General features: G+C 71.8%; 11 protein-coding genes. 6 read left to right on the forward strand and 5 right to left on the reverse strand.

The features are described 5' to 3' along the window. Positions 1-14 precede the first annotated feature (14 nt). Positions 15-137 carry a hypothetical protein gene (locus JIAGA_RS35885; RefSeq protein WP_281172663.1) on the forward strand — a complete coding sequence of 41 codons (123 nt, stop codon included), beginning with the start codon at positions 15-17 and terminating at the stop codon, positions 135-137. A 1,016-nt stretch (positions 138-1,153) separates the two neighbouring features. Continuing rightward, a complete protein-coding gene (locus JIAGA_RS27820) occupies positions 1,154-4,903 on the forward strand; it encodes a S8 family serine peptidase (protein ID WP_084469501.1) in 3,750 nt (1,249 codons plus the stop codon). Positions 4,904-4,981: 78 nt separating this feature from the next. Here JIAGA_RS27820 and JIAGA_RS0105915 read toward each other — a convergent pair whose 3' ends face one another. Then, a complete protein-coding gene (locus JIAGA_RS0105915; protein ID WP_026874956.1) occupies positions 4,982-6,598 on the reverse strand; it encodes a DUF3352 domain-containing protein in 1,617 nt (538 codons plus the stop codon). Between the two features lie 398 nt (positions 6,599-6,996). Here JIAGA_RS0105915 and JIAGA_RS0105920 point away from each other — a divergent pair, with 398 nt between their 5' ends. Next, positions 6,997-7,797 (forward strand): Bax inhibitor-1/YccA family protein, encoded by an 801-nt coding sequence (locus JIAGA_RS0105920; protein WP_084469502.1) that lies wholly within the window; start codon positions 6,997-6,999, stop codon positions 7,795-7,797. 220 nt (positions 7,798-8,017) lie between these two features. Here JIAGA_RS0105920 and JIAGA_RS0105925 read toward each other — a convergent pair whose 3' ends face one another. Next, on the reverse strand, positions 8,018-8,248 hold the full coding sequence (locus JIAGA_RS0105925) for a DUF4287 domain-containing protein (protein WP_026874958.1): 231 nt from the start codon (positions 8,246-8,248) through the stop codon (positions 8,018-8,020). A 124-nt stretch (positions 8,249-8,372) separates the two neighbouring features. Here JIAGA_RS0105925 and JIAGA_RS32815 point away from each other — a divergent pair, with 124 nt between their 5' ends. Beyond that, positions 8,373-8,699 (forward strand): hypothetical protein, encoded by a 327-nt coding sequence (locus JIAGA_RS32815; protein ID WP_157552763.1) that lies wholly within the window; start codon positions 8,373-8,375, stop codon positions 8,697-8,699. Positions 8,700-8,745: 46 nt separating this feature from the next. On the opposite strand, the gene JIAGA_RS0105935 is transcribed toward JIAGA_RS32815, so the two are convergent. Together JIAGA_RS0105935 and JIAGA_RS27830 are read right to left on the reverse strand one after the other, a co-directional pair. Then, positions 8,746-9,966, reverse strand: a complete 1,221-nt coding sequence (locus tag JIAGA_RS0105935; RefSeq protein ID WP_026874959.1) for an acetyl-CoA C-acetyltransferase — start codon at positions 9,964-9,966, stop codon at positions 8,746-8,748. Positions 9,967-10,021: 55 nt separating this feature from the next. Then, positions 10,022-11,020: an SGNH/GDSL hydrolase family protein gene (locus JIAGA_RS27830; RefSeq protein WP_035813509.1), complete on the reverse strand. Its 999-nt coding sequence runs from the start codon at positions 11,018-11,020 to the stop codon at positions 10,022-10,024. A 158-nt stretch (positions 11,021-11,178) separates the two neighbouring features. Between JIAGA_RS27830 and JIAGA_RS0105945 the strand changes: the two genes are divergently transcribed. Continuing rightward, on the forward strand, positions 11,179-12,546 hold the full coding sequence (locus tag JIAGA_RS0105945) for a cystathionine beta-synthase (RefSeq protein ID WP_026874960.1): 1,368 nt from the start codon (positions 11,179-11,181) through the stop codon (positions 12,544-12,546). Positions 12,547-12,572: 26 nt separating this feature from the next. On the opposite strand, the gene JIAGA_RS0105950 is transcribed toward JIAGA_RS0105945, so the two are convergent. Continuing rightward, positions 12,573-13,034 carry an NfeD family protein gene (locus JIAGA_RS0105950; protein WP_026874961.1) on the reverse strand — a complete coding sequence of 154 codons (462 nt, stop codon included), beginning with the start codon at positions 13,032-13,034 and terminating at the stop codon, positions 12,573-12,575. A gap of 99 nt (positions 13,035-13,133) precedes the next feature. Here JIAGA_RS0105950 and JIAGA_RS0105955 point away from each other — a divergent pair, with 99 nt between their 5' ends. Beyond that, positions 13,134-13,934, forward strand: a complete 801-nt coding sequence (locus tag JIAGA_RS0105955; RefSeq protein ID WP_035812146.1) for a DUF3152 domain-containing protein — start codon at positions 13,134-13,136, stop codon at positions 13,932-13,934. Positions 13,935-14,319 lie beyond the last annotated feature (385 nt).

Below are 14,319 nucleotides of genomic sequence, written 5' to 3' on the forward strand. Positions count from 1 at the left end.
CTGATCGTGGCTCCATGGGAGAGCACGAACAGCCCAGCGCCGAGCCCGCCGCCGAGCCGACTGGGTGTTGGGAGCCGCAGCCCGCCCCCGCCGACGACGACGGAGCCGGCGGCGGGGACGGCTGGGAACCGCTCTGAGACTGGTGCCGCTGGGAAAGGTCCCACCGCCTTTGCAATGGACACCTATACGCACCACCCGGGTGTGCCGACGCCCTCCTGCCCGCCACCGCGGATGACGGCATAGACGTCGCAGCAGGTGCCGTGCGCGCTCGCCGGACGCAGCGCCACGCGGCCCTGGCCATGGCGCGGCGTCCTGGCCGTGGCGGGGCGTCCTGGCTGTGGCGGGATGTCCTGGCTGTGGCGCGGCATCTCGTGCCGCAGCCCTGGCGGTGGGCGGGCTGTCGTGGCGAGACGGTCCCGGCGGTGGCGTGGGTTCTCGTTGTGGCGCAACTCTGGCGGTGGGCGGCCTCTCGTGGCGGCGCAGCCCGACGTGGTGCGCTGTCACCTGATCGTCGATGTGTCGCGTGATCGGGTTCGTGACGACGATCAGGTGACGACCGCACGCGCATCGGTGCGGCTAGGTCACCTGATCGGCTCCAGCATGTGGACCGGCCGCGATCAGATGACCTCGACACACCCATTCGGCGGGAACGGTCACCTGATCATTCCGGCCACCGGCCACCGGCCACCTGGGACCCACCACCGGCCACCGGCCACCGGCCACCTGGGACCCACCACCGGCCACCGGCGACCCGCCACCGCGACCCGCCGCCCGCCTCCGCGCCGGGTCGGAATGGGCGCCGGATCCAGGTGAGCGGATGGGTCGTGCTGTCGATGGCGGGTGGTTTGGTGGCGCCCTGGCCCCACCAAACCACCCGCCATCGCCGTTCGCGGCGGCCGTCGGCGCCGGTGGTGCGTATAGGTGTCCATTGCAAAGGCGGGCCACCCGCATCCCGGCGGCTCGGCGCTGCGATGCGGAGATAAATGGGTGATCCGCACAATCGCAACCATTCCGGCGGTGCGGGACCGTGGCCACACAGGGAGTTCCTGCCTGGCGAGACGCCGGCGTCCGCATCGTGGCGGTGTCGGCAGCACAGCCGAGACGTAGCGCACCGACCGGGCCCGGCGGGCGTCGACCGAGGCGAGGGAGAACGATGAGCGATCCGAAGAGCCGGTGGTCGAGACTGCCGGTACCGATGCTGACCGCCGCGGCCCTGACCGTGCTGGGGACCGCGGCACCCACGGCCACGTCGGCGCCGGCGCCGGTGGGCACCGGCCCGGCCGTCACCTCGGGCGCCGGCCAGACCTACCAGGTCACGCTGCTCACCGGAGACGTCGTCGCGCTGCACATCGCACCGGACGGGCGGCAGGCCGCGTGGATCGAGGAGTCGGCCACCGAGCGGCAGCCCCGGATCGCCGAGCTGGACGGACACGTGCACGTGGTGCCCGACGAGGCGGTGGCGTATCTGGAGTCCGGTGCACTCGACGAGCGGCTGTTCGACGTCACCTACCTGGCTCAGGAGGGCTACCACGACGCCGCCACGGCCGAACTCCCATTACTGCTGGCGGCGCCGGACGGGCCCGGAATCCGCAGCGTGCCCGAAGCTCCGCCGGGCATCCGGGCCGAGCGTGAGCTCGACAGCCTCGACGCCGTCGTCGTCGCCGCGCCGAAGGACGACGTGCGCGACGTGTGGCAGGAGCTGGTGTCCGGCGCCGTCGGCCAGATCTGGCTCAACGGCCGCGTCGAGGTGGCGCTGGACGAGAGCGTGCCGCAGGTCGGTGCACCGGCCGCGTGGGAGGCCGGCCTCGACGGCACCGGCGCCACGGTGGCCGTGCTGGACACCGGCTGGGATCCGGGACATCCGGACCTGGCCGGTCAGGTGACCGGGGCGGCGAACTTCACCGAGGACACCGACCCGGAGGGTCAGCCCGGCCTTGACGGACACGGTCACGGCACCCACGTCGCGGCCACGATTGCCGGTACCGGAGCGGCGTCGGACGGCGTCACCCGGGGCGTCGCGCCAGGCGCGGACCTGCTGGTCGGCAAGGTCCTCGACGCCAACGGCAGCGGCTACGAGGACTGGATCATCGCAGGCATGGAATGGGCGGTCGAGCAGGGCGCCGACGTGGTCAACCTGAGCCTCGGCACCAACTACGCGACCGACGGCACGGACCCGCTCAGCCAGGCGGTGGACCGGCTCAGCGAGACGTCGGACTCCCTGTTCGTCGTCGCGGCCGGCAACATCGGGCCGGACGACGGGAGCGTCACGTCGCCGGGAGCGGCCACGACGGCGCTGACGGTCGGCGCGGTCGACAAGGCCGACCAGCCGGCGGCGTTCTCCTCCCGCGGCCCGCGTCGCGGGGACGGCGCGGTGAAGCCGGAGATCGTGGCACCGGGAGTCGGCATCGTCGCCGCCCGGGCCGCCGGGACCTCACTGGGCAACCTGCTCGACGAGCACTACACGTCCATGAACGGCACGTCGATGGCCACCCCGCACGTCGCCGGCGCCGCTGCCATCGTGGCGCAGCAGCACGCCGACTGGGACGGCGAGCAGATCAAGGAGCGGCTGGTCTCCAGCAGTGTCACGCTGCCGGAGCAGCCGCTGACCTTCCAGGGCGGCGGCCGGCTCGACATCGCGTCCGCGACGGCCGACGCGGTCAGCGTCGACCAGGGTGTCGTCGACCTCGGCCACCTCGGCATGGAGGACCCCGCGGTGAGCCGGACGTTGACGTACCACAACCCGACCGACCGGCGGGTCACGCTGCGGCTCACCGCCGAGGTGACCCGGCCGGGCTCCGGTCAGGTGACTCCGGCGCTTCGGGTGCGCGACCGGGTCCTGGCGATCCCGCCCCGCGGAACGGCCAGCACCCAGGTCGAGGTGGCCGCCTCCGCGAGCCCCGGCGGCACCTACACCGGGCAGATCGTCGCTACCGACCCCCGCAACCGCGGCGTCAACCTGCACAGCGTCGTCGCGTTCACCGTCGAACGGCCGGTCCATACGATCACCGTGACCGCCACCGACCGCGACGGTGCGCCGGCGGCCGGGCCGGTCGACCTGTGGAACACCGAGACGGGTGAATGGACGCGGGGGTTCCTGCGCGACGGCACCGAGGCCATCGAGGTGCCGGCCGGCCGGTACACGCTGGTCACCGCGATCGAGACCCCGGGCGACGGGATCCTCACCACCAGCGAGACCATCGCCGGTGAGCCGGAGCTGCTGGTCGACGACGACATCTCGCTGCGGTACGACGCGCGCGACGGCGAACCGGTCGAGGTGGTGACCCCGCGCCCTGCCGACGTCGAGGACGTCACCGTCACCTGGCACCGTCAGGTCGCAGAGCAGTCGATGACCCGGATGCTCACGCAGAACTGGTTCGAGCCCGAGGTGTATGTGATCGCCAGCGATCGGCCGCGCACCGGGACGTTCGAGTTCTCCACCACCTGGCAGCTGGTGGAGCCGCTGCTCACCGCCACCGTGCCCGGCCCGGACGGGTTCCAGCTCGACCCGTATCCGGCGCTGATCTCGCAGCGCAACCCGTATGTCGGTGCGGGAGCGCTGCGCGTGGTGGACGTCGGCACCGGGACCGCGGCGGAGTTCGCCGCTGCGGGCGACGCCGTCGACGGAGCGGTCGCGCTCGTCACCCGGCGCGAGTCGGGGGATGCGACGAGCGAACAGCTCGAGCTCGCCCGCGACGCCGGGGCAGCCCTGGTGCTGATCGCCAACGACGGGCCCGGCGGGTGGTCGCAGAGCCTCTGGTCCGCGCCGCACCACGCCTACGCGGTGAGCGGTGAGACCGGCGACCGGTTGCGGGCGGCCCTGGCCGCCGACCCTGGCCGCACCGTCGACGTCGTCGGGCTGCGCGACTCCACCTACAACTACGAGCTGGCGTTCACCGACACCGACGGCATCCCCGGCGGCACCACCTACGACGTCACCGAGACACCGCTGGCGACCGTCGAGACGCAGTACCGGCAGGCGTCGGAGCGCATGAACCGGCAGGAGCTGTGGGCGCCGTATGTCGGCTCGGCCACGCTCGGCACGGGGCTGCGGATCGCGCGCAACGGGCCGGTGCACCGCACCGAGTACATCACCAGCGAGGGTGTCGAGTGGCAGCGCTTCGGCCAGCCGCACCAAGAGTTCCCGGGCCTGTACTGGACATGGTCGGCGATCCGGCCGTACGAGACCGGGTCGACCACCCAGCGGACCTGGTGGGGCCCGCTGGTCGCGCCGGGAACACCGGCACTCAGCGGCGCGGAGGAGTACGGGCTTCCCGTGGCCCGGTTCCGCGACGCCATCCGGATCTCGATTCCGCACTACCTGTACGGGCCGGCGCTCTACGGCACCATCTTCGAGCAGGCCGGTGACCGGTCGGAGCTGGTGCTGCGCCGCAACGGCGAGGTCGTGGGCACGTCGACGTGGTCGGACGCGCAGTTCACGGTCCCGGCTGAGGAGGCCGACTTCGCGCTGTCGCTGTCGGTGACCAGCGGGCCGGGCCACTTCTCCGACCTGTCCACCCATACGGAGACGACATGGGGCTTCCGGTCCGGCCGGCCGGAGGATGCGCGCGACGTGCTGCCATTGGTGCAGCTGGGCTACGGGCTCGATGCCGGGCTGAACAACGACGTGCCCGCCGGCGAGACCTACCCGCTGGTGGTGACGCCCGCCTATCAGCCGGGCGCGACAGGGCCGGGCGGGTTCACCGTCGCCGCCGAGGTGTCGTTCGACGACGGCGCCAGCTGGCAGGAGGTGCCGGTGACCGCGTCCGGCGCCGGGACGTTCCGCGCTGAGATCCCTGCCGCCGGGGCCGGCTTCGCGTCCGTGCGGGTGTCGGCGACCGACGGCGACGGCAACAGCGTCAGCCAGCGCATCGACCGGGCCTGGCGGATCGGCACCGCCGGTTGACCGCACGTGCCCGGTGGCGGGGCGCAGCCACCCCCGGCCCCGTCACCGGGCACACTCCACGGGAACGGCGACAGTCGATCAGTCGGCGGTGACGCGCAGGCTCATCTCGGTGTGACCGTCCAGCACCCGCGCCGACGCGCCCAGCGCCCGCAGCGCCTGGATGGACTCGAGCTCGCTGTCGCTCAGGCCCTGGCTTTCGGCCGCCGCCAGGATGTCGTCCTCGATGGCATCGAAGTTGAGGAAGAACACCGTGTTGGCGTCGTCCGCGTCCCGGACCGCGGTGGTGTACACGTCGCTGTCACCGAGCCCGCCGCCGTCGAGCAGCGTGTCGGCGTAGTCGTCGTTGGTGGCGATGACGTAGCCGTCGTCGATGATCTGCATCGGCACGCCGTCCAACGACGCACCGGAGTCCTCGGCCAAGCCCTGGACGCGGTCCCAGAAGTCCTGGAACGCGTCCGGATCGGTCTGGACCCGCGCGCCGACGTCCAGCGTGGACAGGTCGCCCTCCATGATGGCGCCGAGGTCGAGCTCACCGCCGCCCATCGCGACGACGAAGTGCTCCCCGAACACGGTGGCGAGGTCCTCGGGCAGCGTGATCCCCGTCTGCTCCTCGAGGAAGCCCAGCTCGTCGTCGGCGCCCGGATAGGACCCGATCAGCGCATCCCAGTTGTCGACGGCGTACTGGCCGCCGCCCGCCACGCCGAGGAAGGCCGTGGTGTCGTCGGGGACATCGGCGCGCACGCCGTCGGTGTCGACGGACTGGTACACCTCGCCGGTCATGACGGCCGCGACCTCTGCGTACGAGTCGTCGAACCGGAACGCCACCGCGGCGCTGCGGTACGAGTCGTCCACCAGCTGCCGCATCTCCTCACCCGACGGGACACCGGCGCCCTCGGGCAGATCGGCGAAGGCGTCCACGCCGCCGAAGGAGTCGAACAGCGCCGTGCCCGACGTCCACGCCGACGCGATGCCCGGGTCGCCGAGCAGGTCCATCGTCTCGGTGAACTCGGCGTTGTCGTCGAGCGAGGACTCGGCGGCGGCCTCGGCGTACCGGTCGGCGTTCTCCTGCGTGTCGGTCATGATCAGGTAGCCGTCGAGGAACGCGCGGCCCATCTGCGCATCGCCGGACGCCTCGCATTCGAGGACCTTGTCGATCGCGGCCTCGGCGGCGTCCTGGTCGTCAGTCTGCAGCGCCAGGGCGAACCCGGGCTCGTCGCCGTCGCCGGCCGGCGGCAACATGGCCATACCGAGGCGGTTGCCGATCCACGGCTCCACGTCGTCGGAGAAACTCACGTCACAGCCGGTGGCCGCGGAGAACGCGTCGACCAGCCGTTCGCGCAAGTCTGCTTGGTCGTCCTCGATGCCGGTGGCCTCGGTGAACAGCGGGAACTTACGCAGGAACCGGAACGCGTCGATCTTCTGCCCGGCCGACGGGTCAAGGTCGATGCGCGCGTACCCGAGGGCATCGGCCGGCAGGACGTCGTGCGGCTGCGTCCCGCCGCCGTCGAGTGCCTGCCACGCCACCACGGCGCCCGGAACTACGACGACGACCGCCGCGGCCAGCACGCCGGCGACCAGGCCGCGGCGGCGCTTGCCGGGCTCGGGCTGCTCGGGCGTGGAACTGACGGTGACCGCGCCGAGGTCCAGCGGCCGGGTGGGCCGCGGCTGGGGGCCCGTCGGAGGCGGCGGGGGCACGGCTCCCGGGGGCGGCGGGGGCGTGGAGCCGTGGGCCGGCGGTGGGGGAACCGGCGGGAGGGGACCGTCGCCGCCACGACCGTCCGGACCGTGACCGCCCGGATCGTCAGGACCCGTGGGCGAACCTGTGCTAGACATCGCGTGACCCCCTCGGCAAGACCTTCGGCTGCTCGACCGCTCAGGGTAGTCGAGAGCGGCGAACGGGGCATTCCGTCAGCTCGGCGGTGAGGCCGGCCGCAGGCCCGTTCATCCGGTCCGGGTGGATGCGCCCGGCGGGCCGATGTGACATTTTCGTTCACCAGGCCTTTGGCGGCCTCCAGTCTCCCTGTCGAGCCTGGTGATCAGTAGACTTGTCCCACGTATCTGATCCGCCCGGTGACGGGCGTTGGAGGAGAGCGATGCAAGGGAACAACCCGATCTTCAATCGGGCTGAAGGCTTCAACGGACGGCACGCGACCTACGACGCTGCCGCGCCGAGTGCTGAAGAACTTCAGCAGATGTACGCCGCCCCGTCTGCGACCCCCGTCCAGACCGGGCGCATGACCTATGACGACGTCGTCATGAAGACGGGCATCACGTTCGCCGTGCTGCTCGCCGGCGCCGTCGTGGGCTGGTTCAACCCGGGCCTCGCGTTCGTCGGGTTGATCGTCGGCCTGGTGCTCGGCCTGGTCAACGCGTTCAAGCGCAACCCGTCGCCGCCGCTGATCCTGGCCTACGCCGCGTTCGAGGGCCTGTTCGTCGGTGGCATCAGCCAGATCTTCGAGAACTACGCCATCAGCGGCCGCCCCCTCGACGGCATCGTGGCGCAGGCGGTCCTGGGCACGCTGGCGGTCTTCACCGCCACACTGCTCGTCTACCGCAGCGGCAAGGTCCGCGTGACGCCGAAGTTCCGCCGTGGCGTCATGATCGCGCTGATGGGCTACGCCCTGTTCAGCCTGGTCAACCTGCTGTTCATGGTGTTCGGCAGCGGTGACAGCGCGTTCGGGTTCCGCGACGGCATCTTCGGCGCGCTGATCGGCCTGTTCGCGGTCGGCCTGGCGTCGCTGGTCCTGATCCTCGACTTCGACTTCATCGAGAAGGGCGTCAAGGCCGGTATCCCGGCCAAGTTCGCCTGGACGGCGGCGTTCGGCCTCACGGTCACGCTCGTCTGGCTCTACATCGAGATCCTGCGCCTGCTGGCCATCCTTCGCGGAGAATGACCGCAGCACCGTCCGTCGTGACGGTGACGCACGTTCGGCCCGCCTCGTGTACTACGCGAGGCGGGCCGATCTCGTTGTTCCCCGCCGACCGCCTCGGAAATGATCACGTCCGGCATGGTTGTTCCCGCTCCACCAGGAATGCTTGCCTAGTGAGGCGAACACACGCCTAGTGCCCGACGACAGCGCAGGCCGACGGCGGGCGCTGACCCCCCGCGACGCCTCAGCCGAAGAAGCGGGCTGCGCGGCGCAGGTCGTGCTCGTGCACGATGGCGGTGGCGTGGCCGTGCGCCAGACCGTGCTCGTCGCGCAGCCACCTCACGCGGTCGTCGAACCGTAGGAATGCCGGTCCGGCCTCCAAGGCCTCGAACCACTCCGGAAGTTCTCGTCCGGTGACACCTGGGACCCGGGCGAGAAGATTGCGATGGGTCTCGTCGGAGTGATTCAGGCTCATGGCTGCCTCCGTGGGTGAGGGTTCCCGTACTTCGACTGTGCCTGACAGGCCCATACCGCACAACCCCCTTCGTCAAGACCATCTACGGATCGGACGGGCAGTGGTGATCAGCAACGATGTCGAGGTGCTAGCACGGGAACTCGATCGTGTGGTCCGTGACCTTCGCCGGCTCGACCGGCGCCTCACCGGCGACGCTGCCGCCGCCGTCGCGAGTTCCGGCGCGGACTCCGTCGCCCACCGGGCGCACCGGCTCGCGCAGGCCCTTGCCGATGCGGCGGCCGGGGCGGCCGCCGCGCCGCGCCGGGCGGTCCCGCGGTTGGCCGACCACGCACTGGCTGACCAGGTGGCTGTTGTCGGCCGGGACCTGCTCGACCTGCTCCGGGCCGGCCGGCCGGCGGACCTGGACGGCGTCAACGCGGCGTTGGGGGCGCTGCGCCCACCTCCGGAGTGATCGAGAGCCGGCTACCACCCTCAGTGGGGTAGCGGCTCCCTGGCGATCACAGCCGCTCGAGGATGATCGCCATGCCCTGGCCGCCGCCGACGCACATGGTCTCCAGTCCGATGCTGGCGTCGCGCTTGTGCAAGCCGTTGATCAGCGTCGTCATGATGCGTGCGCCGGTGGAGCCGAACGGGTGGCCGAGCGCGATGGCGCCGCCGTGCACGTTGAGCTTGTTCACGTCGATGCCGAGCTGGCGGGCGCTGGGCAGCACCTGGGCGGCGAACGCCTCGTTGATCTCGACCAGGTCGACGTCGTCGATGGTCATGCCCGCCCGCGCCAGCGCCCGCTGCGACGCCTCGACCGGGCCGAGCCCCATGATCTCCGGCGAGAGCGCCGACGCCGCGGTGGCCACGATGCGGGCGAGCGGGGTCAGGCCGAGCTCCCGGGCCCGGGTGTCCGACATGATGACCACCGCAGCGGCGCCGTCGTTGAGCGGCGTGCAGTTGCCGGCTGTGACGGTGCCGGCCGGCCGGAAGACGGGGTCGAGCCCGGACAGCTTCTCCAGCGTGGTGCCGGGGCGGGGGCTGTCGTCGGTGTCGACGACCTGTCCGTCCGGCCGGGTGATGGGCACGATCTCGCGGGCGAAGAACCCGTCCTTGATGGCCTGCTCGGCACGCGACTGCGACAGGACGCCGAACTCGTCCTGGTCGGCGCGGCTGACTCCGCACAACGTGGCGACATTCTCCGCGGTCTGGCCCATCTGGACGTAGATGTCGGGCAGGTGGCCGTCGGCGCGCGGATCGCTCCAGGTCTCGTTGGTCTCGGCGTATCTGGCGGTGCGGGCCTGAGCTTCGGCGAACGCGGGGTTCTGCGTCTCGACGGGGTCGACGCCGGCGCCGCCGAAGCCGGCGTAGCGGGACACGCACTCCACGCCGGCGGACACGAAGGCGTCGCCCTCGCCGGCCTTGATCGCGTGGTACGCCATGCGGGCGGTCTGTACCGACGACGCGCAGAACCGGTTGATCGTGGCCGCTGGGACGGCGTCGAGCCCGAGTTGGACGGCGATGCGGCGGGCGACGTTGCCGCCGTGCTCGTCGCGGGGCTCGGCGCAGCCGACGTAGATGTCGTCGAGGGTGGCGGGGTCGAGCGCCGGGACGGAGTCGAGCGCGGCCTGGATGGTGGCGACTGCGAGGTCGTCGGGCCGCACGTCGACCAGCGATCCCTTGAGTGCCCGGCCGATGGGGGAGCGGGCGGTGGCGACGATGACTGCCTCGGGCATGGCGGGCTCCTCGGACGGGTTACCGGCTGGTAACTCCAGGCTACACGCCGCCGGCCTACATCTGGTGGGCCTCGGCGGCGTCCGGCAGCGGCCGGCGGCGCCGGTTGCGGACCTGTGCCCAGCGCCCGCGTGGGCCGCGGCTGTGCCCGGCGACGGTGGCGGCCGCGACCTCGGTGCCGGCGTGGTCTGCGGCGGCGACCGCGGCGATCGACACCGGCAGCACGCTGTCGCCGCGGACGTGCTCCGGCCGGTCCTCGTCGGCCGCCCACAGTCCCAGCGCTCCGACCAGCGACGGAAGCGCGGCCGCGGCGGCGTGTGCGTAGCCGGCCGACGACGGGTGGAACTGGTCCTCGCTGAACAGTTCGCCGGGGGCGGCCTCGAACTCCGGTCCCAGGATGGAGCCGAGCGACACCGTCCGCCCGCCGGCCTCGATGACGGCGACCGTCTGGGCCGCGGCCAGCTGCCGGCTCGCGCGCCGGGCCAGCCAGCGCAACGGCGGCCGGATGGGCCGGATGGTCCCGAGGTCGGGGCAGGTGCCCGCCACCACCTCGCAGCCGGCGTCGCGCAGCCTGCGGACGGCCTCGTCGAGCAGCCGCACGGAGTCGGTGAGCCGGACCTGGTGAGTGATGTCGTTGCCGCCGACGATCATCAGCGCGACATCGGGTGCCGCGACGAGCGCCTTGTCGATCTGGTCGGCCAGGTCCGTGGTCTGCGCGCCGACCTGGGCGACCGTGGTCAGCGCGACTGGACGGTGCGCGATCTCGGCCAGTCCGGCGGCCAGCAGCGCACCGGGTGTTTCCTCGGGGGACTCGACGCCGTAGCCGGCGGCCGCGGAGTCGCCGATGACGACGAACGAGATGGGCGGGCCTTCGCCCGTGCCGTAGATGCCGTCGGGGTCCGGTGGACCACCGAGCGGCCGTCCGGTGATGGTGCGCCGCGCCACCGATGCCTGCAGGCGGAGCAGGCCGTAGACACTGGCCCCCAGGACGCTGAGCCCACCGCCGCCGTACGCGGCGGCGGTGGCGATACGACGGGCGGTTCGCGCGCTGAGCATGCCGGCCACGCACCGACTCTAGCGAACGTGCGGCGTCCCCTGCCCGCATCCCGTTGATCTTGGAGTAATCGTGGAAACTCCGGGCGATATGTCCGTTTGATGCCGCCAGAACTCCAAGATCAACGAGGTCGGGCGGCGGGAGAGATAAAGTCTGCGACGTGGAGTACTACGAGAACGTCATCGACCTGATCGGCGACACCCCGTTGGTCCGGCTCGGTTCCGTGGCCGGTCACGTCCCGGCCACCGTGCTGGCGAAGGTCGAGTACCTCAACCCCGGCGGCTCGGTGAAGGACCGCATCGCCACCCGCATGGTCGACGACGCCGAGAAGGCCGGCCTCATCGGGCCCGGTGGCACCATCGTCGAACCCACCAGCGGCAACACCGGCGTCGGTCTGGCCCTGGTCGCGCAGCGGCGCGGCTACCGGTGCGTCTTCGTCTGCCCGGACAAGGTCAGTGAGGACAAGCGCAACGTCCTGCGCGCATACGGCGCCGAGGTGGTCGTCTGCCCGACGGCGGTCGCCCCGGAGGACCCCGGCTCGTACTACTCCGTCTCCGACCGGCTGGTCCGCGAGATCCCCGGCGCCTGGAAACCCGACCAGTACGCCAACCCGGCCAACCCGCGGTCGCACTACGAGACCACCGGCCCGGAGGTCTGGAAGCAGACCGACGGTGCCGTCACGCACTTCGTCGCCGGTATCGGCACCGGCGGCACCATCAGCGGTGTCGGCCGCTATCTCAAGGACGTCTCCGGCGGCCGGGTGCGCATCGTCGGCGCCGACCCGGAGGGCTCGGTGTACTCCGGCGGCACCGGCCGGCCGTACCTGGTCGAGGGGGTCGGCGAGGACTTCTGGCCCAGCACCTACGACACCGGGGTCTGCGACGAGATCATCGCGGTGTCGGACAAGGAGTCCTTCGAGATGACCCGCCGGCTCGCGCGCGAGGAGGGCCTGCTGGTCGGCGGCTCGTGCGGGCTCGCCGTGGTGGCCGCGATCCGAGCCGCCGAGCAGGCCGGGCCGGACGACGTCGTCGTCGTGCTGCTGCCCGACGGCGGCCGCGGCTACCTGTCGAAGGTCTTCGACGACGGCTGGATGACGTCGTACGGCTTCCTGCCGCCGGTCGAGGGCGTGACCGTGGGCGACGTGCTGCGCGGCAAGACCGGCGCGATGCCGGCGCTGGTGCACACCCACCCGGGTGAGACCGTGGCCGACGCCGTGCACATCCTGCGTGAGTACGGCGTGTCGCAGATGCCCGTGGTCCGGGCCGAGCCGCCGGTCATGGCCGCGGAGGTCGCCGGCGCCGTGGTAGAGCGCGACCTCCTACACGCGCTGTTCACCGGCGCCGCCGCACTCAACGACCAGGTCGAGCAGCACATGTCGCAGGCGCTGCCCATGCTCGGCGCCGGTGAGGCGGCCAGTGCCGCGGTCGAGACGCTGCGCTCGGCCGACGCGCTGCTGGTGGTCGACGACGGCAAGCCGGTGGGTGTGCTCACCCGGACCGACCTGCTGGGCTACGTCGCCGCGAGCTGACTGCGCTGCTGTGCAGGCGAGAACCGTCAACTCTCGTGCAGGACGAGGGCGATGGCGCCGCGGATCTCCATCACGGTGACCGTGGCGCCGGATTCGAAGGCCGACCGGCCGTCGTAGCTGTGTGCCGTCCAGGTCTCTCCGGCCAGCTTGATGCGCCCGCCGTGGGCGTCGACCCTGTCGATGACGACGCCGCTCCGGCCGACCAGCGCGGCGGCTCCGAACGCCGACGGGGTCGGCTTGAGCAGCCGACGCTTGGCGATGGGGCGCACGATGCCGAGCAGCGCCACGCTGACTCCGACGCCGACCAGCAGCTGGACCAGGAATCCCGCGCCGAGCGCGGCGCTGACCGCTCCACTGGCGGCGCCGATGGCCAGCATGAGGAACACGAAGTCGAGGGTGGTCAGCTCGATGGTGCCGAGCACCAATGCGGTGCCGGCCCAGCCAACCACCCACGCGTGGTCGCTGAGCCAGTCCCACAACGATTGCATGGCCGCAGTTTATTGACTGCCGCCACGCCTGTGTCCATTGTCGAAGCGGCCCTTGTGCGCTGAGAATTCTCTGAGAACGCGTGTGAGATCATGACCCGCATGGTCCCCGCAGCCCGTCGAGCCGGCCGTCGGGAGCGGGGCAGGCGCCGGGTTCCGGCGCTGCGTGGACGCCGGCCCTGGCGGCTGGCCGGGTTCGTCCTGGGGGTCGTCGCGTTGGCCGGTGCGGGTTGGGCGATCGTCCCCGACGACGGCGGCTCGGGTGGCGCTGCCGGTGTGGAGCCACCGCCGGCCGTCGTGAAGCTCGCCGCGTCGCCCCCGGCTTCCTGGTCTGCAGAGTCGACGCTGGCGTCACCTACGCCGACTCCCACCCCGCAGGTGCCGCAGGCCGGTGCGGGCACGTTCACCATCACCCCCGGGCAGAGCGCACGCGCGGGCGCCGGTCCGGACCTGCGGCGCTACACCGTCGAGGTCGAGGACGGGCTGCCGTTCGACCCGATCGAGGTGGCCGACACGGTCGACGCCACGCTGGCGGACCCCCGCAGCTGGATCAGCGGCGGACGGCACGCGTTCGAGCGGGTGCCGGCAGGCGGCGACATCAGGATCCTGATCGCGTCTCCCGACACCACCGATGCCCTGTGCGCCCCGCTGCGCACCAACGGGGAGGTGTCGTGCCGCAACGGCGACAACGTGGTCCTGAACGCGATGCGGTGGGCGTTCGGCGTTCCGCACTACGACGGTGACCTCGCCGGCTACCGGCAGTACCTGGTCAACCACGAAGTCGGACACGCGCTGGGCGAAGGTCATGTGCCGTGCCCCGGCCCGGGCCAGGTGGCGCCGGTCATGCTGCAGCAGACGTACGGGCTGGACGGGTGTCTGCCGAACTCCTGGCCGTATCCCTAGTGCGACGTGATCCCTAGGGCGACGCGCGCGTCGCCCGCGGTGCCACGCGCTTCGGGGCGCGGCCATCGCCGCAGGTCAGGTAACCCTTTACCGCCCTTTGCAATGAGCACCCATACGCACCACGCTGATAGCCCGTCGTGCGGACGGGCTTGCCACGGCGTTGCGCGGCAGGCCACAGCGAGCTGACCGATTCGCAGACCAGGCGCTTCGGCATCGGAGCGGCGGCCGACGGCCGAGAAGCTGGCGGCGCACAGATGGTGCGTATGGGTGCTCATTGCAAAAGGCGGCGCGACGGACACGCCGGCAGCGTGCGCGTGACGGGCCGGGTGGGCCGAAGGAGCCAGCGGGTCGCATCGTTGGCCAGCCCGCTGCGGACACTGACGTC

Origin of the sequence: Jiangella gansuensis DSM 44835 (genome assembly GCF_000515395.1) — a bacterium.
GTDB classification, from domain to species: Bacteria; Actinomycetota; Actinomycetes; order Jiangellales; family Jiangellaceae; genus Jiangella; species Jiangella gansuensis.

Coding starts and splice junctions, on each gene's coding strand:
- JIAGA_RS0105950 (WP_026874961.1), bottom strand. CDS start 13,034: ATGCAATCGTTGTGGGACTGGCTCAGCGACCACGCGTGGGTGGTTGGC.
- JIAGA_RS0105925 (WP_026874958.1), bottom strand. CDS start 8,248: ATGAGCCTGAATCACTCCGACGAGACCCATCGCAATCTTCTCGCCCGG.
- JIAGA_RS0105935 (WP_026874959.1), bottom strand. CDS start 9,966: ATGCCCGAGGCAGTCATCGTCGCCACCGCCCGCTCCCCCATCGGCCGG.
- JIAGA_RS27820 (WP_084469501.1), top strand. CDS start 1,154: ATGAGCGATCCGAAGAGCCGGTGGTCGAGACTGCCGGTACCGATGCTG.
- JIAGA_RS0105955 (WP_035812146.1), top strand. CDS start 13,134: ATGGTCCCCGCAGCCCGTCGAGCCGGCCGTCGGGAGCGGGGCAGGCGC.
- JIAGA_RS0105920 (WP_084469502.1), top strand. CDS start 6,997: ATGCAAGGGAACAACCCGATCTTCAATCGGGCTGAAGGCTTCAACGGA.
- JIAGA_RS35885 (WP_281172663.1), top strand. CDS start 15: ATGGGAGAGCACGAACAGCCCAGCGCCGAGCCCGCCGCCGAGCCGACT.
- JIAGA_RS27830 (WP_035813509.1), bottom strand. CDS start 11,020: ATGCTCAGCGCGCGAACCGCCCGTCGTATCGCCACCGCCGCCGCGTAC.